Source organism: Helicobacter salomonis, from assembly GCF_017979425.1.
Lineage (GTDB): Bacteria > Campylobacterota > Campylobacteria > Campylobacterales > Helicobacteraceae > Helicobacter > Helicobacter salomonis.
Map to the genome: position 1 here is coordinate 1 of NZ_JAERIS010000055.1, position 609 is coordinate 609.

Here is a 609-nt window from a genome sequence, read left to right on the forward strand (position 1 = left end):
ATTTTTTTCTTGTTCTTGGGGTTAGTGTTGATATCTCTCATCATTTTGTTTGTGTATGATAGGTTGGGTTTGGAGCGTTATACAACGAAGTGGATCAAGCGCATATGGCAGTTTTATTTAGGGTTTTTGCTTTTCATCACACCCTTTTTAACGCCTTTTTTATGCGCTAGAGTGGGGAGCATATTATTGCATTCGGGGCATGAGATTTTAGCGCTTTTGAGCGTACTCCTTTGTGGTTTGTTCTCCTTTTGGACAATTTATGGGGTTTATGATGACACAAAACCTAGCAAGGTGTGGAAGTGGGCTTGTTTGGCGTTTGCTGGACTTAATGGGGTAATTTTAGTAGGAGGTATGGGCCTTGCCGCATATATTTTCTTTGGTCCGCACACTCCATTGTTCTAGTTAGCTATGCTAGAACCAAAAGACTAGAAAAATACATAAAATAAAAAATACAGTGTATTGAGCGATAAGAATTTGCAAAGGAATTGAAATGTGCTTAAGGTTAGTAGCCTTATTGCTTGTGGGCTTCATCCACGCATCGCCTGCCAAATGGCTTTCACAAATGGAGGTTTTGCAGGCTAAGGTGTTGGAGAGTTACGCTATTTCTAG

The 609-nt window shown here is 40.2% G+C and carries 1 protein-coding gene; it reads left to right on the forward strand.

The window, feature by feature from the left end; translation table 11 throughout:
- A partial coding sequence (locus KCO92_RS07250) for a hypothetical protein (protein ID WP_210647489.1) occupies positions 1-402 on the forward strand: 402 nt, incomplete at its 5' end.
- Between the last annotated feature and the right edge of the window lie 207 nt (positions 403-609).